A 22,003-nucleotide genomic window follows, 5' to 3' on the forward strand; every position below is an offset into this window, starting at 1 on the left:
TTCGAAATAACGGCTGCGAGCCGATGCCGATGCGTCACAGGAAAATACTGCGTCGGACTTTGCGCATGGACTGGAGACGGAGCTCCTATCCGTGGCTCATCGGGGATCCTCACATTTTGATCATTTATTTCCTCTTGGTAGACGAATGAAAACCGGAACCAAGAAAGTAAATTCCCGCCATGATCCTGCCGATTACCTTAGCATGAAGGGCGCGCGGGCGGAATCTCCTCGGGTTCCGGCCCGGCGCGGATCCTCGGCTCCGCGACCGGCTAGGGCCGGGCCGGCGCCGCCTTGCGGCTGCGGCTGCGCAGGGCCAGGGCGGCGGCGTTCCAGCAGACGCAGGCGGCCAGGCCGAGGCCGAGCGCCGCGGGTGAGCCGAGCGGCGGGGCGGCCAGGTGCAGCAGCGCGAGCGCCGGGATGTACCCGACCATGCCGATCAGGGCGTTGGCGAACACCGCCGCCGTCGCCGGCCCGCCGATACGCGGGTGCAGCAGCAGGGCCAGGCTGCCGGTGACCACCGGGGCCAGGGCGGCGAAGCCGGCCGCCGCCGGTCCCAGCGCGCGACCGATCAGCAACACCGCGGCGATCAGGGCCATCACCGCCGCCGTCCGCACCGGGATGTCCCAGCGCCGCCCGGCCGCCCGCACCGGCGGCGCCGATGCCAGGCGCCGCAGCGCCAGCGGCAGGCAGGCGGCGAACACCGCGAGGTTCAGCGCCACGGCGCCCGGCAGCGTCCACCCGACCCGGGAGATCGCGAAAGCGGCCGCCGCCCAGCCCAGCAGGCCGAGCGGCAGGCTGGTGGCGAGGCCGTGCGACCGGGCCAGCAGCGAGTAGAGGGTCAGGAACACCGCGGTCGCCGCGTTGATCGCCAGGCTGGCCACGGCGCTGCCGGCGATGAACCCGGCATCGTGTTCCATCGCCAGGAAGACATAGGCCGGGCCGACCGAGATCGGCAGCGTCGCGATCATCGCCCCGAGCAGCGGCCCGCTGCGCTCGACCAGCAGCGAGGCGGTGACCACGATCCCGGCGGTCAGCGCCAGCTTGGCGGCGAACAGGAGCCAGAACGGGTCGATCACGGCGAGTCTCCGAGCGGGGCCGTTCTCCTTGCTAGATCATTCGGTGCTGCCGACGGTTCGACGGTTTCTCGGGCCTGTCCTGCGCGACACGCCTGGATCAAGATGGCCTTTGCCGGCTCCGCACCCGATCGGATCAGACCGGCGGAGGGGGGGAGCCGATGTTCAGATGGGGTGTGGTGCTGGTCCTGGCCGGGGCCGTCGCGGCGCCGGTCGTGGCCGAAGCCGAGGAAGCTTCGGTGATGTGCCTGTACTCCATGGTGAACGTGGCGCGCGCGATGCTGATCCATTGCGGCGAACCGCTCGACGAGGAGCGCGAGCAGAAATACGTCCTCTTGAACAACGCACTGGAGGACTTCATCCGGGCCAATGGCGGTACGATAGCGGATCGCATCATTTCGCACGAAGGGCCGCAAGGCTCTCTCGAGCATATCCGGAAGAGGGGCCAGGACAGCTGCCGGTCCAGGGACTACCCCGGCTGGAAGCGGTTCATCACCAATCTGCTGGACGATCCGGCGGCCACGGACTCTTTCAAGGAGCGGCTGAAGACCCCGCGGGATCCGCGGGAGGGCGGCTGCCTCTGACGCCGTTTTCACCGCAAGAACCGGGTGGCGGTCCCGGCGCCGTCCGGGCGAGAACGGCGGCATGAGCACCACCAAACCTGCAGCCCCGCCCGCGATGGCAATCGCCGACTGGCTGCTGCTGATCGCGCTGTCGGTCGTCTGGGGCGGCTCCTTCTTCTTTTCCAAGGTGGCGGTGGCCGAGCTGCCGCCGCTGACCATCGTGCTCGCCCGGGTCGGGTTGGCGGCCGCGGCGCTGCTGCCGGTGCTGCGGCTGGCCGGCCAGGCCCTGCCGCGGGACCGCGGCACCTGGGCCGCCTTCTTCGGCATGGGGATCCTGAACAACCTGATCCCGTTCTGCCTGATCGTCTGGGGCCAGACCCGGATCGGCAGCGGCCTCGCCGCCATCCTCAACGCCACCACGCCGCTGTTCACCGTGCTGGTCGCCCATGTCCTGACCGCCGACGAGAAGCTGACGCCGAAGCGGCTGGCCGGGGTGCTGCTCGGCCTTGCCGGCGTCGTCGTGCTGATCGGCCCGCAGGTGCTGGGCGGGCTCGGCGGCGAGGTGACGGCGCAGGTCGCCATCCTCGGCGCCGCCCTGTCCTACGCCTTCGCCGGCATCTTCGGCCGCCGCTTCCGCGGCCTGCCGCCGATGGTCACCGCCACCGGCCAGGTCAGCGCCACCAGCCTGATGATGCTGCCGGTCGTCTGCCTGGTCGACCGGCCCTGGACCCTGCCGATGCCGAGCGGGACGACCTGGCTGTCGCTGATCGGCCTGGCGCTGCTCAGCACCTCGCTGGCCTATGTCCTCTACTTCAAGCTGCTGGCCCGGGTCGGCGCCACCAACACGGTGCTGGTGACGCTCTTGATCCCGCCCAGCGCCATGCTGCTCGGCCACCTGGTGCTGGGCGAGGTGCTGGGCGGCCGCGCCTGGATGGGCATGGCGCTGATCGCGCTCGGCCTGGTCGCGATCGACGGCCGGCTGTTCGCGAAGCTCCGGCGGGCCGTGGGCTCGCCCGGTCAGGCAACCTCGTCATAGGTCACGCCCAGCGACGCCAGCGCATCCCAATAGGCGGGATAGGTCTTGGCCACGCAGCCGGGGTCGAGGATGGTGATGCCGCCGATCTTCAGCCCGGCCAAAGCGAAGCTCATGGCGATGCGGTGGTCGGCATAGGTCTCGATCCGGGTCGGCAGCACCTGGCCGGCCAAAGTGGGGTCTGAGGCGACGATCAAATCGTCGCCCTCCTCGCGGCCCAGGCCGGGGCGGATGCGCGACAGCTCGGTCGCCAGCGCGGCGACGCGGTCGCATTCCTTGACCCGGAGATTGGCGATGCCGGTGAAGCGCACCGGATTCTGGTTGAACGCCGCCAGCACCGCCAGGGTCGGCACCGCATCCTGCATCTGCGACCCGTCGATCACGGCCGGCAGGTGCGGGAACTGCGCGATCAGCGCCTGCGCCTTGGCGTCCGGCTGGGTGAAGGCCGCGGCCGGCACGCCCAGGTCGATGGCGCCGCCGGTCAGCACCTCGGCGCCCCACAGATAGGTCGCGGCGGAGGCGTCGGGCTCGATCACATGGTCGGCGGCGCGGTAGCCGGTCGGCTGCACCCGCCAGGTCGCTTCGTCGACCTGCTCGACCTCGGCGCCGAAGGCGCGCATCGCCGCCACCGTCAGGTCGACATAGCCGCGGGCGCCGATCTCCTTGCCCGTCAGCGCCACCTCGACCGGCCCGGTGCCGCAGGCGGCGGCCATCAGCAGGGCGGAGATGTACTGGCTGGACAGGCCGCCATCGATCCCGACCCGGCCCGGCGCGAAGGGGCCGTGGCCGCGCACCGTGACCGGCGGGTATCCGCCCGTGTCGGTGATGTCGATGCCGAGCGAGCGCAACGCCTGCACCAGCGGGCCGATCGGCCGCTTGCGCATATGGGCGTCGCCGTCGACCACCACGGTGCCGTCGACCATGGTGACGGCGGCGGTCAGGAAGCGCGTGGCGGTGCCGGCATTGCCCAGGAACAGCGGCACAGCCGGGGCCTGCAGCCGGCCGGTGCCGGTAACAACGAAGCTGGTGTCGTCCGGCTCCTCCACCGTCACGCCCATGGCGCGCAGGGCGGCGGCCATCAGCTTGGTGTCGTCGCTCTTCAGCGCGCCGGTCAGGCGGCTGGTGCCGCGGGCCAGCGCCGCCAGCAGCAGGACGCGATTGGTGATCGACTTCGACCCCGGCGGGGTGACCCTTCCGGTCAGCGGCCGGCCCGGCGCCTTGATCGTCAAACCGTTTGCGCGCGCATCCATGGCCGCCGTCCAACTCTCTCGGGTGATATGCCTGTCCTAGCGGTCCGCGCGGGTTTCAACCAGTGCGATCGGCTCATTCGAGCCATTCGGTGATGAAGCTGCCGTTCTCATGGATGTCGATGGTCTGCAGGGGCCCTGGGCCGGGATTGATGAATTTGTGCGGTGTGTTCGGCGGCACCACCACGATCTGCCCGGCCTCGGCCAGGATTTCCCGGTCGCCCAGGGTGAACAGGACGCGGCCGGCGCGGATGATGAAGGTCTCGGGGTAGGGGTGGCGATGCAGCTTCGGTCCGCCGCCCGGCTCGGCCCGGTCGAAGAAGATCACCGAGACATTAGCGCCGCGCTTGCCGAGCTGGATCTCGCCATGCCAGCGCTCGGCATCCTCGGCCCATTCGCGGCGGTCGATGACGGGGTTCATGGCGATCTCCCTTGGTTCGGCTGCGCTCTGATTCCATTTCAACACCGTCATGGCGAGGAGCGAAGCACCCCATTGAGTCCAGGGGGCCATCCAGGGGCCAGTGCGAGCCGCCCTGGATGGCCACGCCCCTGCGGGGCTCGCCATGACGGTTCTAGAACGGGCACAACTTATTCTTGATCCTACATCCCCGGCCCGAGCGTGCGGGCCTCGCCCAGCAGCCAGTCGCGGAAGGCGACCAGGCCGGGCCGCGGCACCCGGTCCGCCGCCGCCGTGAACCAGTAGCCGTGCCGGCTGTGGAAGCCCAGCCCCGCCGGATTGATCAATCGACCGGTCAGCAATTCCTCGCCGATCAGGCAGCGCGGCACCAGGGCCAAGCCCTGGCCGGCGATGGCGGCGCGGATCACCAGCGCGTAGAAGCCGAAATGCACCATATGCGCCGGGGTGAAATCCGCCAGCCCCTGGGCCTCGGCGAACTCGCCCCAGCGCAGCGGCGTGTGGCGGTGGTCCAGCACGGTGTAGCGGCGGACGTCCTCGGCCGCAGCGATGCCGCCCATCCGCGCCAGCAGCGCCGGCGCGCCGACCAGCGCGACATTGCGGCCGAACAGGTACTCCGCCTGCTGGCCCGGCCAGTCGCCCTCGCCGAAGCGGAACACGCCGTCGGCCTCCTCGACCGTGTCGCCGGTGGCCTGGGTGGTGAACTGGACGTCGAGCTCCGGCTGCGCCTTGGCCAGCAGCGACAGCCGCGGCACCAGCCAGCGGTCGCCGAGGATCGGCAGCACATGCAACCGGATGGCGTTGGGCGACCCGCGCAGCGCCGCGATCCGCCCGGCTGCCGTCTCCAGCGCCCCCAGTGCGATCCGCGCCTGCTCGACATAGATCCGCCCGGCGGGGGTCGGCACCAGGCCGCGGCCGGTGCGGGCGAACAGGGCCATGCCCGCGATCTCCTCCAGGCTGCGCAGCTGCTTGCTGACCGCGCTCTGGGTCAGGTGCACGCTCTTCGCGGCCTCGGAGGCCGAGCCGTGCTCGACCAGCGCGGCCAGGACGCGCAAGGCGGTGGTGGAGGGCAGGGGAGCCGGCTTCGGCGACATCTCTCGGGCTATGACCATTCGGACTGGCGCGCACGATATTCCATTCCGGACTATCGCGGGGAAATCATTTCCATTGTGGCGCCGGGGTGGTCTCGGCAGCATCCCTTGCCGAACAGGGAGCCGAGCATGACCGAACCGACCCGCCTCTGGGGCGCCCGCTTCCGCGCCGCGCCCGCGCCGGAGCTGATGGCCCTGTCGCGCTCCGACGCCAGCCATTTCCGCCTCGCCCCCTACGACCTCGCCGCCTCCGCCGCCCATGCGCGCGAGTTGGTGCGCGCCGGCATCCTGACCGCGGCCGAAGGCGAGACCATCGCCGCGGCGCTGATCGAGCTGGCGCGCGACACCGCCACCGGCACGGTGCGGCCGAACCAGGGCGACGAGGACGTGCACACCTTCCTCGAGCGCGCGCTGACCGAGCGGCTCGGCACTCTCGGCGGCAAGCTGCGCGCCGGCCGGTCGCGCAATGACCAGGCCGCCAACGACCTGAAGCTGTATCTGCGTGACGTCGCCCGCCGCTTGGCCGGCCATGTCATGCTGCTGCAGCAGGCGCTGGTGGCGCAGGCCGAGGCGCATGTGGCGACGCTGGCGCCGGGCTTCACCCATCTGCAGCCGGCCCAGCCGGTCACCTTCGCCCACCAGCTGCTGGCCCACGCCCAGACCTTCGCCCGCGACGTCGAGCGGCTGCAGGACTGGGACCGCCGCAGCGCCCGGTCGCCGCTCGGCGCCGCCGCGCTCGCCGGCTCCGCCATCGCGCTGCGGCCTGACCTGTCGGCGGCCGAGCTGGGCTATGACGGCCCCTGCGAGAACTCGATCGACGCGGTCGGCAGCCGCGACCATGTGGCCGAGTTCCTGTTCGTCGCCGCGATGCTGTCGGTGCACCTGTCGCGGCTGGCGGAGGAGGTGTTCCTGTGGTCGTCGCGCCAATTCCGCTGGGTCGAGCTGGACGATGCCTACGCCACCGGCTCCTCGATCATGCCGCAGAAGAAGAACGCCGACATCGCCGAGCTGACGCGCGGCCGGGCGTCGCGGCTGATCGGCGGGCTGACGGCGATGCTGACGGCGCTGAAGGGCCTGCCCTTCGCCTATAACCGCGACCTGGCCGAGGACAAGCGTGCCGCCTTCGAGGCGGTCGACACGCTGGACGCCGTGCTGCCGGCGATGGCCGGGATGCTGCGCACGATGCGGGTCAATGTCGACACGCTGAAGCGCCAGTCGGTCGAGGGCTTCACCCTGGCGACCGAGGTGGCGGACTGGCTGTCGCGCCGCGGCGTGCCCTTCTCCGAGGCGCATGAGATCACCGGCGCCCTGGTCCGCCACTGCGAGGACCGCGGCATCGGACTGCAGGACCTGGCGGATGCCGACCTGGCGGCGGTCGACCCGCGGCTGACGCCGGAGATCCGGTCCTGCCTGACGCCGGAAGCCGCGGTGGCGGCCCGCAGCGGCCATGGCGGCACCGCCCCGGAACGGGTGCGCGAGCAGCTGGCCCGCCTGCGCGAGCTTCTGGTCGAGCAGGACAGCTGGGCCCAGGCCTATGATGGCCCGCGCGGCTGAACGGAGGGGCGCATGACCGACACGACGGCGACCACGGGCACCTCGCCCTATTCGATCGCCCATCTGCGCCACGTGCCGCGCAGGCACTATGGCCGCTGGGTCGCGGCGGCGCTGATCCTGCTGGCCCTGGTGGCGATCGTGAAAGCCTTCGCCGAGGGCCAGATCGCCTGGCCCGTCGTCGGGCAGTTCTTCACCGCGCCGGCGATCCTCTCCGGCCTCGGCAACACCATCCTCATGACGGTCTGCGCCATGGCGCTGGGCATCGCGCTCGGCGTCGTGTTCGCCATCATGGTGATGTCGCCCAACCCGGTGCTGAAGACCGTCGCGGTCGGCTACATCTGGTTCTTCCGCGGCACGCCGCTGCTGCTCCAGTTGCTGCTGTGGTTCAACCTGGCGCTGGTGTTCCCGGTGATCGGCATTCCCGGCCTGTTCGAGGGACGGACGGTCGACCTGATCACGCCCTTCGTGGCGACGCTGCTGGGCCTCGGCATCAACCAGGGCGCCTATACCGCCGAGGTGGTGCGCGGCGGCATCCTGTCGGTCGATCTCGGCCAGACCGAGGCGGCCAAGGCGATCGGCATGACCCGGCTGGTGGCGCTGCGCCGGATCGTGCTGCCGCAGGCGATGCGGGTGATCATCCCGCCGGTCGGCAACGAGGTGATCAGCATGGTCAAGCTGACCTCGGTCGCCAGCGTCATCCAGTACGCCGAGATGCTGCGCAACGCCCAGACCATCTACTACGCCAACGCCCGGGTGATCGAACTGCTGATCGTCGCCGCGATCTGGTATCTGGTGGTGGTGACCGTGCTCAGCATCGGCCAGCACTTCCTGGAGAAGCATTTTTCCCGCGGCCGCGGTGACCGGCGCGGCAAACGCGCCGCCGCGGCGCTCGACCAGCCGAAGGAGGCCTGAGCCATGCCGCCGATGGTGGTCGCCGCCGAGGTTCACAAGCATTTCGGGTCGCTGCACGCGCTGCAGGGCGTGTCGCTGGAGGTCGAGCGCGGCGAGGTGCTGTGCATCATCGGCCCCTCCGGCTCGGGCAAGAGCACGCTGCTGCGCTGCATCAACCAGCTGGAGAGCGTCGATGGCGGCGCCGTCTGGGTCGATGGCGAGCTGGCCGGATACCGGCGCGAGGGCGACGCGCTCTATGCCCTGACCGACCGCGAGGTGGCGCGCCAGCGCCTGGCCAGCGGCATGGTGTTCCAGCGCTTCAACCTGTTCGCGCACCTGACCGTGCTGGCCAACATCATCGAAGGCCCGGTCACGGTGCAGAAGCGGCCGAAGGCCGAGGCGGTGGCCGAGGCCATGGCCCTGCTGCAGCGCGTCGGCCTGGCCGACAAGCGCGACGCCTATCCGGCCGAGCTGTCCGGCGGCCAGCAGCAGCGCATCGCCATCGCCCGCGCTTTGGCGATGAAGCCGAAGCTGATGCTGTTCGACGAGCCGACCTCGGCTCTCGACCCCGAGCTGGTGGGCGAGGTGCTGGCGGTGATGCGCGACCTCGCCGCCAGCGGCATGACCATGATCGTGGTGACGCATGAGCTGGGCTTCGCCCGCGAGGTCGCCGGCCGGGTCGTGTTCATGGACCGCGGCCGGATCGTCGAGATGGGGCCGCCGCAGCAGGTGCTGGGCAGCCCGCGCGAGGCGCGCACCCGCGACTTCATCGCCGCCGTCCTGTCGTGACCGGCGGACTCGGTAAAACAACAGGAGAGGCTCCATGACCCGTATCGCCCTGCTCGCCGCCGTGGCGTCCGTCGCCGCGCTCGCCGTGACCTCCGCCTCGGCCCAGGCCGTGCCCGACCGGATCAAGCAGGCCGGCAAGATCGTCATCGGCACCAACAACAACTACCCGCCGATCATCTTCAAGGACCCGGCGACCAACGAGCTGCAGGGCGTCGACATCGACCTCGGCAAGGCGATCGCCAAGCAGCTCGGCGTCGAGGCCGAGTTCCAGGAGATCGCCTTCGCCCAGATGCTGCCGTCGCTGCAGACCGGCCGCATCGACATCGTCATGGCGGGGATGAGCGACACGCCGGCGCGGCGCGACATCGCCGATTTCGTCGACTACATGAAGTCGGGCGCGCAATTCTACACGATCACGGCCCTGGCCGATCAGATCAAGTCGACCGACGACCTGTGCGGCAAGACCGTGGGCGCCAGCCGCTCGACCAACTGGCCGCAGCAGATCGGCGAGTGGAGCGACGCCAACTGCGTGGCCAAGGGCAAGCCGGCGATCAATGTGGTCGGCACCGAGGGCTCGGCCGATGCCCGCACCCAGCTGAAGACCCAGCGCCTGCAGGCCGCGGCCCAGGGCAACGAGACGCTGCCCTATTTCCAGCAGCTGGAGCCAAACACCTATGTGCCGATCGGCGCGGCGTTCACGGAGTCCCTGGTCGGCATCCCGGTGCTGAAATCCGACCCGCAGCTGCGCGACGCGGTCAAGGCCGCGGTGGAGAAGCTGCAGGCCGACGGCACCTACGACCAGATCCTGGCCAAGTACGGCCTGCAGGCGAACAAACTGCCGGCGGCGCTGAACCAGGGGCAGTGAGGGGCTGGGGGCGTCTTGTACTGACGGCGGGCGGCCCGCATCATGGCGCGAGGCGGAGCGGCCGCTCCGCCCGCTTCAGGGCGACCGCCATGGCCAAGACCCTCTATTGCTGGCGTTGCCGGGCCGAGGTCCCGATGCTGGACGAGCACGAATGGGCTGAGGTCTATCCGGCTCTGAGCGATCCTATCCGGCGGATCAAGGACTACAGGGCGCTTCACAGCGCGAGCCTGGCGGAAGCCAAGCGGCATATTTCCGGAACGGGCGCGCTGGACCGTTATTTCGCGCTGACCGGCTACCGCGAAACCGACCCCGACGCGCTTTGGCATCACCGGCTCTCGCTGTTCGGCCCACCCTGCGGCGCCTGCGGCAAGCCGCTGCGGACGCCCCGGGCGAAGCTCTGCGCGGAATGCGGCGCGCCGACGACGCTCGACCAAGGACACTGAGGTCGCCAGCCAATCCACACCGTCATGGCGAGCCCCGCAGGGGCGTGGCCATCCAGCGGCACCGTCCTCTGGATGGCCACGTCGCTTCGCGCCTCGCCATGACGTGTTTGGTAGTCTTCTCTTCTTACTGTCATTGCCGGGCTTGACCCGGCAATCCAGGGGCCACCAAGAGCGGCTCTTGAAAGCCCCTGGATCCTTGGGTCAAGCCCGAGGATGACAGCTGAGAGTGGCGCGGACGCCCGTCCTCAGTCTTCGAGACGGTGCACGTCATGGATCAGGATGCCGGCGCCTTCCGGCGGCATCTCCATCCATTGCCGGCGCTTGAGGGTCCGCTTGGTGTCCTCGTAGCCGCTCTGCCAGTGCTCGCGCATCGAGGTGCCGGAGAATTCGTGGTCCTTGGCGTGGCCCTCATAGGCCTTCTGCTGGTAGATCAGGTGCAGGATGGTGATCTCCGGCAGATGCGCCAGCTCCTCCCGCAGCCGCCGCTCCTCGTCGCTCAGCGTCTCCGCCGGCGCCTTCGCCAGGGCCTGGGCCAGCCGCGTCTTCCACAGATGCAGCCGCTTGTAGAGGTCGGTCGTGTAGCGGGTGCGCGACGAGTACATGATGTCCTTGTGCCGGGCCATCACGTCGTTCATGTCGCGCGGCAGCTGGCCCCGGGCGCTGAACAGGTCGACCTGGAACACCAGCGTGTTCAGCCCGCCATCCTGGTCCAGCAAATGCTGCAGCGGTGTGTTCGAGACGATGCCGCCGTCCCAGTAATGGTCGGTGCCGATCTTGACCATCGGCAGGGCCGGGGGCAGGGCGCCGCTGGCCATCACATGGTCCGGCCCGATCTCCTCCTCGGCGCTGTCGAAATAGGTGAAGTTGCCGGTCAGGACATTGACCGCCCCCACCGCGAAGCGCACCGGGCCGGCATTGATCCGGTCGAAATCCACCAGCTCGGCCAGGGTCTCGCGCAGCGGCGCGGTGTCGTAATGGCTGGTGGCGCTCTTCGCCCCGGCCAGGCTGAGCCAGGGGTTGACCGGATGCGGCGAGAAGAAGCCGGGCTGGCCCTGCACCATGGTCATCCAGGTGCTGGTGGCGTTGCGCATCTGGCGGAACAGGTCGCCATCCGGCGTGTAGTGCCAGATCTTGCGCTCGGTGATCCGCTCCCAGAAGGCGCGCAGCCGCTCCAGCCGCCGCTCCGGCGGGTTGCCGGCGATGATCGCGGCGTTGATGGCGCCGATCGACACGCCCGACACCCAGTCCGGCTCGATCCCCGCCTCGTGCAGCGCCTGGTACACCCCGGCCTGGTAGGCGCCGAGGGCGCCGCCGCCCTGCAGCACCAGCGCGACGCGGTCGCAGCGCTCGGGCCGCCAACCCTGCACGGGGGCTTCATGCTGGGCAACGGGGCTCTTGGCATCCATGGCGGCCGGTCTCCTGCTCGCGGGGACGGCACGATAGGCCGGGATGGATGACGGGCTGATGACGTGAGGGCGCCTCCCGCCGCGATGTCACATCACTGTCGGAATACTGTCGCGGGACCATCCGCGCTGCCCCTCTATGAACCGCTGCGGCCGGGTCGCGGCCGTTCGGTGAGAGGTGAGACCATGCGGATCCAGGATGTCCTCCGTCTGCCGTCGATGCCCGCGGCAGGCCCCAGCTACCCGGCCGGGCCGTACCGCTTCGTCGACCGCGAATACATGATCATCACCTACGAGACCGACCCGCAGGTGGTGCGCGACCAGCTGCCGGAGCCGCTGGAGCCGCTGGAGCGGCCGCTGGTGCATTACGAATGGATCAAGATGCCGGACAGCTCGGGCTTCGGCAGCTACACCGAATCCGGCATGGTCATCCCCTGCAAGTTCCGCGGCGAGGAGATGAGCTTCGTCGCCCAGATGTATCTCGATGACGACCCGCCGATCGCCGCCGGCCGGGAGATCTGGGGCTTTCCGAAGAAATACGCCCATCCGAAGCTGCAGATCGTCAAGGACACGCTGACCGGCACCCTGTCCTATGCCGACCAGCTCGTGGCCATGGGCACCATGGGCTACAAGCACGAGAGCATGGCCGGCAACGGCGAGCGGACGATGGCGACGCTGTCGCGCACCCAGGTCAACCTGAAGCTGATCCCGGGCGTCGACGGCCGGCCGGAGGTGTGCCAGCTGGTGGCCTACAACCTGGTCGACATCACGCCGAAGGGATCCTGGATCGGGCCGGCGCGGCTGCATCTGGTGCCGCATGTCAACGCGCCGGTGGCCGACCTGCCGGTGCGCCGGGTGATCGGCGCCCATCACCTCATCGCCGACCTGACGCTGCCCTATGGCCGGGTGCTGTACGACTACAACCGGCCCGACTGACCGGCCGCCGTCTCGGTCCGGCACGATCCGGCCCGCGATCCCGTTCTCATGGCATCCGTTCCGCGCTGGAGGATGCCATGAAGAACGCCCCCTGGTTCACCCGCTTCGCCAGCCGGGTCGCGCGGCTGGCCGGCCATCCCGCCACCTTCGGCGTGGCGGCGGGGCTGATGGTGGTCTGGGCGGCGATCGGGCCGTTCGCCGGGTTTTCCGACGTCTGGCAGCTGACCGTAAACACCGGCACCACCATCGTCACCTTCCTGATGGTGTTCCTGATCCAGAACACCCAGAACCGCGACAGCGCGGCGCTGCAGATCAAGATCGACGAGCTGATCCGGGCCACCGAGGTAGCGCGCAACGTGCTGCTGGACCTCGAGGAGCATTCCGAGGACGAGATCGGCGAGATCCGCAAGGAGTACCGGCGGCTGGCGGCCGAGGCCCGGGGCGAGCGGGAGCGCGACCGCAAGCACCAGCGCGAAAACCGCATGGAGACTTGATGCCGGGAGAGAGCAGGGTCGCGCTCCGACGGGCCCGCGATGACGCGACGGGCCGGTCTAGGATGACGACCATGCACGACATCGACACCTCCCGGGCGGCCGCCGAGCCGGTTCCGGCCGGGACGCTCTGGCAGCGCACCGACCCGGACTCGCGTCGCCGCATCGCCAGCTTCGGCATGCGCTTCGGCACCGTGCTGGCGCTGCTGGCCCTGATCGCGCTGCCGGGCAGGCGGTCGCTGGCCGACATGCTGGCGCTGCTGCAGATGGTGATGTTCCTGTCCGCGATCTGGACCGCGCTGTTCGCCTGGGCCGCGCGCGAGGCGCCGCAGCCCGGCCGCCTGAACCTGCGGGACGAGGCCCTGGCCTTCACCGCCCTGTTCCTGGCGGTGAGGATCCTGCGGACGGCGGTGCTGGGGGTGTGAGCTGGGCTGGGCCGTCTACCCCACACCGTCATTGCGAGGAGGCGAAGCCGACGAAGCAATCCAGGGGCCGGTTCGAACTGGCCCCTGGATTGCTTCGCTACGCTCGCAATGACGGTGTGGGGAAGGGGAGAGCGATCGCTTACCCCGCCTCCGCCAGTCGCTCCCGGCCATGCGGCGCCGACAGGTCGAGCAGCGGGCCCTTCGGCACGATGCCGGTCGGGTTGATGGTGCGGTGGCTCTCGTAGTAGTGGCGCTTGATATGCGTCATCTCGATCGTCGCGGCCACATGCGGGCGCTGCGCGATCTCGCGGGTGAAGCCCCACAGCGCCGGGTATTCGTGCAGCGGCCGCAGGTTGCACTTGAAGTGGCCGTGATAGACCGGGTCGAAGCGCAAGAGGGTGGTGAACAGCCGGATGTCGGCCTCGGTCAGCCGGTCGCCGACCAGCCAGCGATGCGCCGACAGATGCGCCTCCAGCCGGTCCAGCATCTCGAACAGCCGGGTCACCGCCTCCTCATAGGCCGCCTGCTCGGTGGCGAAGCCGGCCTTGTAGACGCCGTTGTTCACCCGGTCATAGACCTCGGCGTTGATGGCGTCGATCTCGGGCAGAAGGGCGGCCGGCGACAGGTCGACCGACCGGTCGCCCCACTCGTCGAACGCCGAGTTCAGCATCCGGATGATCTCGGCCGATTCGTTGTTCACGATCGTGCCGGTCTTCTTGTCCCACAGCACCGGCACCGTGACCCGGCCGGTGTAGTCCGGCTTGGCCAGGGTGTAGACCTCGTGCAGCGCCGCACGGCCGTTGACCCGGTCGCCGGTCGCGCCGGGCGAGCGAACGCCGGTGCGGATGTCGGCGAAGGTCCAGCCCTGGTCGCCCATGAACGGGTCGACCGCGTCGACCGAGATCACGTCCTCCAGCCCCTTCAACGCCCGCACGATCAGGGTGCGGTGCGCCCAGGGGCAGGCATAGCAGACATAGAGGTGGTAGCGGCCGGGCTCGGCCTTGAAGCCGGAGCTGCCATCGGCCGTCACATGGTCACGGAAGTGGCTTTCCTGCCGCACGAAGCGCCCGCCGGTCGATTTGGTGTCGTACCACTGGTCGGCCCAGCGGCCCTCGATCAGCAGGCCCATCGCATCCTCCTGGCAGAACTCTGCGGCGGCATTATGCCATTGATATCGCTGGCAGCGGAAAGAGTGCTGTCGCGTTACCTCTCCCACCTGCGAGGCCTTTTCACAACGCTTGATCCCTCGCCGTCATTGCGAGGCGGCGAAGCCGACGAAGCAATCCAGGGGCCGGTGCGCACTGGCCCTGGATTGCTTCGCTGCGCTCGCAATGACGGTGTGGGGAATTCCGAAAAGGTCTCGCTTGCGGGAGAGGTAATGCGCGCCCTTAGCCGGCCAGCTTGCCGGCGATCTTCGTCACATGCGCGCCCTGGAAGCGGGCGCCGGCGAGCTCGTTGGCGCTCGGCTGGCGCTGGCCCTGGCCGCCGGCGATGGTGGTGGCGCCGTAGGGCGACCCGCCGGTGATCTCGTCCAGCGTCATCTGGCCCTGGAAGGAGTAGGGCAGGCCCACCACCACCATGCCCTGGTGCAGCAGGAAGGTGTGGAAGCTGAGGATCGTCGCCTCCTGGCCGCCATGCTGGGTCGCGGTCGAGGCGAAGACGCTGCCGACCTTGCCGATCAGCGCGCCCTTCATCCACAGGCCGCCGGCCTGGTCGAGGAAGTTGCGCATCTGCGCCGCCATCATGCCGAAGCGGGTCGGCACGCCGAAGATCACGGCGTCGTAGTCGGCCAGCTCGTCGATGGTGGCGATCGGCGCCGCCTGGTCGAGCTTGAAGTGGTTGTCGCGGGCGACCGCTTCCGGCACCAGCTCGGGCACGCGCTTGATGGTCGGCTCGCCGCCGGCCTCGCGGACGCCCTCGGCCACCGCGGTGGCCATGGTCTCGATATGGCCGTAGGAGCTGTAGTAGAGGACCAGGACCTTCGTCATCGCATCGTTTCCCTTTGCGGACACGCCATCGGCATTGCCCGGCAAAGGTAACCCCGGCGGAGCGCCGGGATAACCCGGCGATCCGGCACAGGATTGTTTCCTGAAACGAGACGATCGAACCCGATCGTGCCCCGCGGTCAGGCCGCCTGGGTCGCCGCCGCATCCGCCGCCTGGCGTCGCGCGGTGGCCGCCAGGAGGACGAGGGCGATCGCCGCCGATAGGGCGCCGATCCAGCCGAGGGCGGGGACGCCGCCATGGTCGAGGGCCGCGGCCCCGAGCGCCGAGCCGAAGGCGATGCCGGCATAGAGCGCCGAGGAGTTCAGCGACGCCGCGATCATCCCGACCTCCGGCGCCAGCCGGATCAGCCGCGTCGTCTGCGCCGGGTGGAAGGCCCAGCCGGCGACGGCCCAGACCAGCATCAGCGGCGCGATGGCGAACAACGCCTGGCCGCTCGGCAGGCTGGTGGCGGCGCCCAGCCCGGCCAGCGCCAGGGCCAGGAAGGCGAGGGCGGCGAGCTGCAGCCGCACCGGGCCGATCCGGTCGGTCAGCTGGCCGCCGACGAAATTGCCGATGGCGGAGCCGATGCCGAACAGGAACAGCACCGCGCTGACCCCGTCCGGGCCGATCCCGGCCGTCTGCTCCAGATAGGGGGCGATGAAGGTGTAGAGAACGAAGGCGGCCGCGATCCAGAAGAAGGTCACGGTCAGGGCCTGCAGCACGGCGGGCCGGCGGGCCACGGCCAGGCGCTCGGCCATCGTCGAGGCGCCGAGCGGCAGCCTGGCCGGCAGGCCGAAGCGCAGCCCCGCCACCCCGGCCAGGCCGAGCACGGCGACGATGACGAAGGTCGCGCGCCAGTCGGCATGGGCGCCGATCCAGGCGCCGAGCGGCACGCCGAGCGCGGTGGCGATGGTCATGCCGCTGGTCACCGCGGCGATCGCGCGGCCGCGATGGTCGGGCGGCACCAGGGAGGCGGCGACGGCGTAGGCGGTGGGCATGAACAGACCGGCGCTCAGCGCCAGCAGCACCCGGGCGGCGACCAGCTGCCACAGGCTCTGGGCCCCCGCCGCCAGCAGGTTGGAGACGGCGAAGGCCAGCAGCGCGGCCACCAGCAGCCGGCGGCGGTCGAGGCCGCCGCACAGCGCCGACAGGATCGGCGAGCCGACGGCATAGGCGAGGGCGAAGATGGTGATCAGCTGCCCCGCCGTAGCGACGGAGCTGTGGAAATCCGCGGCGATCGCGGGCAGCAGCCCGGCGATCATCAGGCCTTCGGTGCCGATGGCGAAAGCGCCGATCGCGAGCCAGACCAGGGAGGCGGGCATCGGGTGATGTTCCAATGTTCAATGATTATTGAACCATACTCCTTCGCGCCGTTCCGGCGTCAAGCAGATTGTTCAATAATCATTGAACATTGAAACGGGCCGGCGGATCGACTAGCTTCGCGCCATGCGCCCGCCGTTCCAGCCCGACCGCGACCAGCTCGACCTCGTCACCATCCTCGCCGCGCTCAGCGACCCGACGCGGCTCGGCATCGTCGCCACCCTGGCGGATGTGGGCGAGGTCTCCTGCCGCATCTTCGGCGACGGGGGAAACAAGACCGCGCTGTCCTACCACTACGCCAAGCTGCGCGAGGCCGGCGTCACCTGGACCCGGATCGACGGGACGCAGCGCTTCATCTCGCTGCGGCGCGAGGATCTCGACGCCAAGTTCCCGGGCCTGCTGGATTCGATCGTGACAAATGCGCGCAGGGTGAAGGCCGCCGAGGCCCTGTCATAGCGTTGCCGCGGTCGCCGAACCCATGCGTTCCCGGCAACTTTCGGTTACCAATCAGTAATTTCACGTCCCGCACCTGTGCAGTTATGGTGCGGGCGTCGTCAAGGCTCGGGAACGCAGCGGCCCCCCGCGTGTTTCGAGCCCCAAGAGCCAGCGCAATCCCCAGATGGTGACGCCCTTGCGTCGTCCGAGTGAGCCCATGCGGACATTCTCCGTCGTCACGACCTGTCACGCCGCCGGCTATGCCGAATACGGCCGCCGCATGATCGAGACCTTCGATCGGCACTGGCCGGACGAGATCCCCCTGATCCTCTACCGCGAAGGCTTCCAGCCGAAGGTGCCGAGCGACCGCGTCGTCGTGCGCGACCTGATCGAGAGCTGCCCGGACCTGGTCGCGTTCAAGCGGCGCCATGCCGACAACCCGCTGGCGCATGGCCAGACCCAGCGCTACCGCTTCAAGCTGCAGCGCAACCCCTACAAGAACCGGATCAAGCTGGGCGAGCGCAACTGGGGCTCCGGCTTCCGCTGGGACGCGGTGCGCTTCGCCCACAAGGCCTTCGCCATCTTCCATGCCGCGAAGACCGCCGACACCGACGTGCTGATCTGGGTCGACGCCGACAGCCTGTTCTTTGCCGCGCCGCACTGGGACGAGCTGGAGAGCTTCGTCCCGCCGGACTGCTTCGTCGGCTGCCTGCAGCGGCCGACCTACACCGAATGCGGCTTCCTGGCCTACAACCTGCGCCACCCGGCGACGCAGGAGATGCTGGCGGCGTTCGAGCGGCTGTACACCGAGGACGGGCTGTTCCGGGAGTACGAGTTCCACGACGCCTATCTGTTCGACGTGGTCCGCCGCCAGATCGAGCAGGCCGGCCACCGGTCGCACGACATCGCCGAGGGCATCGGCGCCCGGGCCAAGCATGTGCTGATCAATTCGGGCCTCGGCCGCTTCATGGACCACGTCAAGGGCGGCCGCAAGGATGCCGGCCACAGCCCGCGCGGCGACCTCGTGGTCGACCGCCGCGAGGCCTACTGGGCCAATTCCGCTTAAGGTGCCGGCGCCGCCCGGCTGGTCCGGAACGCCGCGTACAGCATCGCCGCCGCCGCCAGGGTGAGGGCCGCCAGCGCGGCGGACAGCCACAGCGCCGCGGCCTCCCCCGCCTGCTCGATCACCGCGGCATAGGCGACCGGCGCCGCGGCCGAGCACAGGAATCCCGGCACCAGCAGCCGCCCGGCCACCGCGCCGTAGCGGCGCGGGTCGAACAGCACCAGGGGCAGCGTGCCGCGGGTGATGGTCAGCAGGCCGTTGCCGGCGCCGTAGAGGAAGGCGAAGGCGATCGCCGCCGTGGCGGCCCGGCCGCTCCACAGCCCCGCCAGGAAGCACAGCGGCAGCAGGGCCGATGCCGCGAGGGTCAGCGCCAGGGGCGACAGCCCGCCGCCGAACGTCACCTCCGCCAGCCGGGCGCCGGACTGGCCGATGCCGCGCAGCGTCGCGATCCACACCGCGACCGGGGCCGCCAGCCCCAGCCCGGCCAGGATGCCGATCATATGCGCCGACATGCCGGCGTTCAGGATGTTGGTCAGGGTCACGATCAGGGCGTAGAGCGCGCCGGCGATCCAGTGCTCCCGCCGGCTGCCGGCCAGGGGCGGGGGCGCCGCCGAGGCGTCCCGCACGCGTCCGCCGTCGCGGCCGGCGGGCAGGGCCAGGTGCAGCGGGAGGGTCAGCAGGGCGAAGCCGGCATAGGCGAGGACCGCGCCGCGCCAGCCGAGGGCGCCGGCCAGGCTCTCGCCGATCGGCCAGAAGGCGGTGGAGGCCAGGCCGCCCAGCAGCGTGATCTGCGACATCGGCCGGCGCGCCTCCGCCCCGCCGATCCGGGCCAGCGCGGCGAAGGCGGCGTCGTACAGGGTGCAGCGCATCGCCAGGCCCAGCACCAGCCACGCGGCATAGTAGGAGATGGGATCGCGGGCCAGGGCGAGCCCGGTGCAGCCGAGGGCCGACAGCACCGACCCCGCCGTCATCACCGCGCGGCCGCCATGCCGGTCGATCAGCCGCCCGACCCAGGCCGAGGACAGCCCCATCACCAGGAGGGCGGCGGAGAAGCCGCCATGCACCAGCGTGGGACTCCAGCCGGTCTCGGCGATGATCCGTGGGCCGAAGCCGCCGATCAGGTAATAGGTCGTGCCCCAGCTGACCAGCTGCGCCAGGCCGAGGCACAGGACCGTGCGGCGCCGGATCAAGCGTCGCGGCCCGGGGCCGGCCAGGGCGCAGGCAGGGTGGTGTCGCCGGGGCCGAGCGGCCGCTGCATCAGCACGCTGTCGACCCAGCGGCCGAACTTGAAGCCGACCGACGGCAGCAGGCCGGCGCGGCGGAAGCCCATGCGCTCATGCAGCGCGATCGAGCCGGCATTGCCGCTGTCGCCGATCACCGCCACCATCTGCCGCCAGGGCCCGGCCTCGCAGCGCTCGATCAGCGCGCCGAGCAGCGCCCGGCCGACGCCGCGGCCCGCCATGCCGTCGGCGACATAGACCGAATCCTCGATGGTGTGGCGGTAGGCCGGGCGCGGCCGGTAGGCGCCGGCATAGGCGTAGCCGGCGACGCGGCCCGCGATCTCCGCCGCCAGATAGGGCAGGCCCTGGGCCAGCACCGCCGCCCGCCGCGCCGCCAGCTCCGCCACCTGCGGCGGCACCTCCTCGAAGCTGGCGAAGCCGTGCAGCACATGGTGGGCATAGATCGCCTGGATGGCCGGCAGGTCGGCCTCCGCCGTGTCACGGATGGTGATCAGGGAAGCGGGATGGCGGTCAGGCATGGTCGGTTCGGTCTTTCGGTCAGTGCGTCCGCGCGGCCGGGATCGGGATGTCCGCGCAGCGCCTCGCCGCGGCTGATGCCGAGATCGGCCAGGCGCCGGTCGTCGAGCCCGCGCAGGATCTCGACCTGGCGCCGGCGCGACTGCGGCGCGGCGGCGAACCAATGCAGCATCTCGGACAGCAGGGGGCAAGTCATCGGACAAGGTCCTGGTGGGAACGGGCCGAGGTTGCGCTTTCGTAACGGATAAGGGAAATTTGTATATCCAATGCGGATCATAAGGAATTCTTTGGGATGCGGAGTCTCAGCCTCGACCAGTTGCGGACCTTCGCCGAGGTGGTGCGGGCCAGCAGCTTCTCCGGCGCCGCGGCGCGGCTGAACCTGACCCAGCCCGCGGTCAGCCTGCAGATCCGCCAGCTCGAGGCGCGGCTCGGCGTCCGGCTGGTCGAGCGGGTGGGCAAGCGGGCCACGCCGACCGCGGCGGGCCGCGACCTGCTGGTCCATGCCGGGCGGATCGAGGCCGAGGTCGCGGCGGCGGTCGAGGCGATGGCGGAGCATGCCGGCGGCGCGCTCGGCCGGGTGCGGCTTGGCACCGGCGCCACCGCCTGCATCTACCTGCTGCCGCCGGTGCTGCGGGCGCTGCGCCGCCGCCTGCCGTCGCTGGAGATCGTGGTCTCCACCGGCAACGCCGTCGACGTCCTGCGCCTGGTGGAGGAGAACGCGCTCGACCTCGGCCTCGTCGCCCTGCCGGCCTCGGGCCGGGCCTTCGCGGTGACGCCGCTGATGGAGGAGGCGTTCGTCGCCGTGGCCCCGGCCGAGACGGACGACCTGCCGCCGGCGGTGACGCCGGCGGCGCTGGCCGGCCGGCCGGTGGTGCTGTACGAGCCGGGCGGCCAGACCCGGCGCATCGTCGACGACTGGTTCGCCCGCGCCGGGATCAGCCTGAAGCCGGTGATGGAGCTGGGCAGCGTCGAGGCGATCAAGGAGCTGGTCGGCGCCGGCCTGGGTTGCGCCATCCTGCCGGCCATGTCGGTGCAGCAGGCGCCGGGCCTGGCCGTGCATCCGCTGTCGCCGCAGCTCACCCGCCAGCTCGGCCTGGTGCTGCGCCGCGACAAGCCGCTGACCCGCGGCCTGCGCGAGACCATCGCGGCGCTGCGCCAGGCGACGCTGGGCCAGGCGACTCTGGGGCAGGGGGCGCTGGATCGTTGACCCCGCGCCTCGCCTCGTAGACCTTGCGCCGGATGGATATGCCCGGCGCCATGATCGTCTTCGCCCAGGTCGTCGACAGCCGCAGCTTCTCGGCCGCGGCGGCGCGGCTGGGCCTGTCGAAATCCGCGGTCAGCAAGCAGATCGCCAAGCTGGAGGACCGGCTGGGCGCCCGCCTGCTGAACCGCACCACCCGCACCCTCAGCCCGACCGATGCCGGGCAGGATTTCTACGAGCGCTGCCTGCGCGTCGCCCGCGAGGTGGAGGAGGCGGAGCGGGCGATCACCCATCTCTCGGCCGAGCCGCGCGGCCTCTTGCGTCTGAACGCGCCGGCCAGCTTCGGCCGCGAGTACCTGGCGCCGCTGGTGCCGGAGATGCTGGCGCGCTGGCCCGAGCTGCGGATCGAGGTGCTGTTCGAGGACCGCTTCGTCGATGTCGTGGCCGAGGGCTTCGACCTGGTGATCCGCATCACCCGGCTGCAGGATTCCAGCCTGGTGGCCCGGCGCATCGCCTCCTGCCGGCGGCTGCTCTGCGCCGCGCCGTCCTATCTCGAGCGCCGCGGCGTGCCGCGCAGCCCGGCCGACCTGCTGCAGCATGACTGCATGCTGTACAGCTACGCCACCGACCAGAACGAGTGGGAGTTCGTCGGCCCCGACGGCCGGCTGGAGACGGTGCGGGTCGACGGAAGGCTGCGCGCCAACAACGCCGAGGTGACGCTGGCGGCGCTGCGGGCCGGCGCCGGGCTGGCGCTGTCGCCGGATTTCATCGTCGGCCCCGACATCGCCGCCGGGCGGCTGGTGCCGCTGCTGACCGGATACGAGAACCCGTTCGGCGCGATCTACGCCGTCTGGCCGCACAACCGCAACCTGGCGCCCAAGGTGCGGGCGGTGGTGGACTTCCTGGTCGAGCGCTTCGCCGCCGAGCCGATCTGGGAGCGGGCCGGCTTCTAGGAGTGTCAGGAGTTCTTTTGCGTTGCCTCTCCCGCCTGGCGGGAGAGGTCGGACGTCCGCAGGACGGCCG

The 22,003-nt window shown here is 70.4% G+C and carries 25 protein-coding genes; 14 read left to right on the forward strand and 11 right to left on the reverse strand.

The annotated features are described in order from the left end of the window. Window positions 1-269: 269 nt before the first annotated feature. On the reverse strand, window positions 270-1,076 hold the full coding sequence (locus BWR60_RS22985) for a hypothetical protein (protein WP_088153360.1): 807 nt from the start codon (window positions 1,074-1,076) through the stop codon (window positions 270-272). 176 nt (window positions 1,077-1,252) lie between these two features. Between BWR60_RS22985 and BWR60_RS22990 the strand changes: the two genes are divergently transcribed. Beyond that, a complete protein-coding gene (locus BWR60_RS22990) occupies window positions 1,253-1,657 on the forward strand; it encodes a hypothetical protein (protein ID WP_144445717.1) in 405 nt (134 codons plus the stop codon). A gap of 61 nt (window positions 1,658-1,718) precedes the next feature. Beyond that, entirely contained in the window at window positions 1,719-2,672 is a 954-nt protein-coding gene (locus BWR60_RS22995) for a DMT family transporter (protein WP_230983149.1), read from the forward strand. Here BWR60_RS22995 and BWR60_RS23000 read toward each other — a convergent pair. The 3 genes from BWR60_RS23000 to BWR60_RS23010 form a co-directional block, all read right to left on the reverse strand. Next, window positions 2,654-3,919, reverse strand: a complete 1,266-nt coding sequence (locus BWR60_RS23000) for a 3-phosphoshikimate 1-carboxyvinyltransferase (RefSeq protein ID WP_088153363.1) — start codon at window positions 3,917-3,919, stop codon at window positions 2,654-2,656. The genes BWR60_RS22995 and BWR60_RS23000 overlap by 19 nt on opposite strands. 73 nt (window positions 3,920-3,992) lie before the next feature. Further along, window positions 3,993-4,337, reverse strand: coding sequence for a cupin domain-containing protein (locus BWR60_RS23005; RefSeq protein ID WP_088153364.1), 345 nt, complete (start codon window positions 4,335-4,337; stop codon window positions 3,993-3,995). A gap of 179 nt (window positions 4,338-4,516) precedes the next feature. Continuing rightward, the gene (locus BWR60_RS23010; protein WP_088153365.1) at window positions 4,517-5,425 is read right to left on the reverse strand and encodes a LysR substrate-binding domain-containing protein; all 909 of its coding nucleotides are present in this window, start codon (window positions 5,423-5,425) and stop codon (window positions 4,517-4,519) included. Window positions 5,426-5,551: 126 nt separating this feature from the next. Between BWR60_RS23010 and argH the strand changes: the two genes are divergently transcribed. The 5 genes from argH (at window position 5,552) to BWR60_RS23035 (ending at window position 9,964) form a co-directional block, all read left to right on the forward strand. Then, window positions 5,552-6,976 (forward strand): argininosuccinate lyase, encoded by a 1,425-nt coding sequence (gene argH, locus BWR60_RS23015; protein WP_088153366.1) that lies wholly within the window; start codon window positions 5,552-5,554, stop codon window positions 6,974-6,976. A 12-nt stretch (window positions 6,977-6,988) separates the two neighbouring features. Further along, window positions 6,989-7,888, forward strand: a complete 900-nt coding sequence (locus tag BWR60_RS23020) for an amino acid ABC transporter permease (RefSeq protein WP_088153367.1) — start codon at window positions 6,989-6,991, stop codon at window positions 7,886-7,888. A gap of 3 nt (window positions 7,889-7,891) precedes the next feature. Continuing rightward, window positions 7,892-8,656: an amino acid ABC transporter ATP-binding protein gene (locus tag BWR60_RS23025; protein WP_088153368.1), complete on the forward strand. Its 765-nt coding sequence runs from the start codon at window positions 7,892-7,894 to the stop codon at window positions 8,654-8,656. A 34-nt stretch (window positions 8,657-8,690) separates the two neighbouring features. Continuing rightward, complete coding sequence (locus tag BWR60_RS23030; protein WP_088153369.1) at window positions 8,691-9,521, forward strand: ABC transporter substrate-binding protein; 831 nt, start codon at window positions 8,691-8,693, stop codon at window positions 9,519-9,521. A gap of 89 nt (window positions 9,522-9,610) precedes the next feature. Then, window positions 9,611-9,964, forward strand: coding sequence for a hypothetical protein (locus BWR60_RS23035; protein WP_218823633.1), 354 nt, complete (start codon window positions 9,611-9,613; stop codon window positions 9,962-9,964). 245 nt (window positions 9,965-10,209) lie between these two features. Here the strand turns inward: BWR60_RS23035 and BWR60_RS23040 are convergent, their stop codons facing one another. Beyond that, window positions 10,210-11,370 (reverse strand): patatin-like phospholipase family protein, encoded by a 1,161-nt coding sequence (locus tag BWR60_RS23040; protein WP_088153370.1) that lies wholly within the window; start codon window positions 11,368-11,370, stop codon window positions 10,210-10,212. Window positions 11,371-11,553: 183 nt separating this feature from the next. On the opposite strand from BWR60_RS23040, the gene BWR60_RS23045 reads away from it, so the two are divergent. From BWR60_RS23045 to BWR60_RS23055, 3 genes are all read left to right on the forward strand, one after another. Next, window positions 11,554-12,303, forward strand: a complete 750-nt coding sequence (locus BWR60_RS23045) for an acetoacetate decarboxylase (RefSeq protein ID WP_088153371.1) — start codon at window positions 11,554-11,556, stop codon at window positions 12,301-12,303. Between the two features lie 77 nt (window positions 12,304-12,380). After that, window positions 12,381-12,797 (forward strand): low affinity iron permease family protein, encoded by a 417-nt coding sequence (locus tag BWR60_RS23050; RefSeq protein WP_088153372.1) that lies wholly within the window; start codon window positions 12,381-12,383, stop codon window positions 12,795-12,797. 71 nt (window positions 12,798-12,868) lie between these two features. Then, complete coding sequence (locus tag BWR60_RS23055; protein WP_088153373.1) at window positions 12,869-13,219, forward strand: hypothetical protein; 351 nt, start codon at window positions 12,869-12,871, stop codon at window positions 13,217-13,219. Between the two features lie 139 nt (window positions 13,220-13,358). On the opposite strand, the gene BWR60_RS23060 is transcribed toward BWR60_RS23055, so the two are convergent. The 3 genes from BWR60_RS23060 to BWR60_RS23070 all read right to left on the reverse strand — a co-directional run bounded on the left by BWR60_RS23060 (window position 13,359) and on the right by BWR60_RS23070 (window position 16,526). Beyond that, window positions 13,359-14,348, reverse strand: a complete 990-nt coding sequence (locus BWR60_RS23060) for a glutathione S-transferase family protein (RefSeq protein WP_088153374.1) — start codon at window positions 14,346-14,348, stop codon at window positions 13,359-13,361. Between the two features lie 259 nt (window positions 14,349-14,607). Next, window positions 14,608-15,207 (reverse strand): NAD(P)H:quinone oxidoreductase, encoded by a 600-nt coding sequence (wrbA, locus tag BWR60_RS23065; RefSeq protein WP_088153375.1) that lies wholly within the window; start codon window positions 15,205-15,207, stop codon window positions 14,608-14,610. A gap of 137 nt (window positions 15,208-15,344) precedes the next feature. After that, window positions 15,345-16,526 carry an MFS transporter gene (locus BWR60_RS23070; RefSeq protein ID WP_088153376.1) on the reverse strand — a complete coding sequence of 394 codons (1,182 nt, stop codon included), beginning with the start codon at window positions 16,524-16,526 and terminating at the stop codon, window positions 15,345-15,347. 124 nt (window positions 16,527-16,650) lie between these two features. On the opposite strand from BWR60_RS23070, the gene BWR60_RS23075 reads away from it, so the two are divergent. Together BWR60_RS23075 and BWR60_RS23080 are read left to right on the forward strand one after the other, a co-directional pair. Beyond that, window positions 16,651-16,980: an ArsR/SmtB family transcription factor gene (locus tag BWR60_RS23075; RefSeq protein WP_088153377.1), complete on the forward strand. Its 330-nt coding sequence runs from the start codon at window positions 16,651-16,653 to the stop codon at window positions 16,978-16,980. 196 nt (window positions 16,981-17,176) lie between these two features. Next, window positions 17,177-18,025 carry a hypothetical protein gene (locus tag BWR60_RS23080; protein WP_088153378.1) on the forward strand — a complete coding sequence of 283 codons (849 nt, stop codon included), beginning with the start codon at window positions 17,177-17,179 and terminating at the stop codon, window positions 18,023-18,025. On the opposite strand, the gene BWR60_RS23085 is transcribed toward BWR60_RS23080, so the two are convergent. From BWR60_RS23085 to BWR60_RS23095, 3 genes are read right to left on the reverse strand one after another with little or no spacing between them, the layout of a single operon-like run. Next, window positions 18,022-19,212 carry an MFS transporter gene (locus BWR60_RS23085; RefSeq protein ID WP_088153379.1) on the reverse strand — a complete coding sequence of 397 codons (1,191 nt, stop codon included), beginning with the start codon at window positions 19,210-19,212 and terminating at the stop codon, window positions 18,022-18,024. The genes BWR60_RS23080 and BWR60_RS23085 overlap by 4 nt on opposite strands. Continuing rightward, complete coding sequence (locus tag BWR60_RS23090; protein WP_088153380.1) at window positions 19,209-19,781, reverse strand: GNAT family N-acetyltransferase; 573 nt, start codon at window positions 19,779-19,781, stop codon at window positions 19,209-19,211. Before BWR60_RS23090 ends, BWR60_RS23085 begins: the two co-directional genes overlap by 4 nt. Beyond that, entirely contained in the window at window positions 19,754-19,975 is a 222-nt protein-coding gene (locus BWR60_RS23095) for a DUF1127 domain-containing protein (protein WP_179221909.1), read from the reverse strand. Before BWR60_RS23095 ends, BWR60_RS23090 begins: the two co-directional genes overlap by 28 nt. 96 nt (window positions 19,976-20,071) lie before the next feature. Between BWR60_RS23095 and BWR60_RS23100 the strand changes: the two genes are divergently transcribed. Next, window positions 20,072-20,986, forward strand: coding sequence for a LysR family transcriptional regulator (locus BWR60_RS23100; protein WP_088153382.1), 915 nt, complete (start codon window positions 20,072-20,074; stop codon window positions 20,984-20,986). A 50-nt stretch (window positions 20,987-21,036) separates the two neighbouring features. Then, window positions 21,037-21,933 (forward strand): LysR family transcriptional regulator, encoded by an 897-nt coding sequence (locus BWR60_RS23105; RefSeq protein ID WP_230983150.1) that lies wholly within the window; start codon window positions 21,037-21,039, stop codon window positions 21,931-21,933. The last annotated feature ends 70 nt before the right edge of the window (window positions 21,934-22,003 follow it).

It is taken from the genome of Inquilinus limosus (assembly GCF_002195995.1).
GTDB lineage: Bacteria > Pseudomonadota > Alphaproteobacteria > DSM-16000 > Inquilinaceae > Inquilinus > Inquilinus limosus_C.